Raw genomic sequence first — 424 nt, forward strand, 5'->3', positions numbered from 1 at the left:
GCTTCTGTATACCAACCTGTAAATTTATACCCTGTGCGACTGGCATCTTTGATGCCTGTAGAAAGATCATAGCTTGACCCTGTTGCTAAGTTCTGAATATTTTTTTGATCTGTTGTTGCGTTAGGATCATTGTCTGCATTTAAATCAAATAGAATACTATTTTCTTTATTACCAGACCATTGAGCATACAACGTGATGATACTACCATCTTTAGCTAACAAGTTTTTGACTTGTGCTTTATCTGTATAGGTTGTTCCTGATCCTTTTACCTCAGTATTCCAACCTGTAAAGGTATATCCAGGTCGTGTGAAAGTATTTTCAGATAATTCTTTTTGTTCATCATATGCAAAAGCTTGATTACTCATAGAACCAATCGCATCTGATGCATTCTTATCAAAGGCAACTTCGTAATTGATTGCTTCCC

At 35.8% G+C, this 424-nt stretch carries 1 protein-coding gene; it reads right to left on the reverse strand.

Annotation, left to right across the window (positions count from 1 at the left end; translation table 11 throughout):
* On the reverse strand, positions 1-424 hold a 424-nt coding region (locus KUA55_RS18195; protein ID WP_218327775.1), incomplete at both ends, for an InlB B-repeat-containing protein.

The organism is Enterococcus alishanensis (assembly GCF_019218635.1).
In the GTDB taxonomy this organism is placed as follows: Bacteria; Bacillota; Bacilli; order Lactobacillales; family Enterococcaceae; genus Enterococcus_A; species Enterococcus_A alishanensis.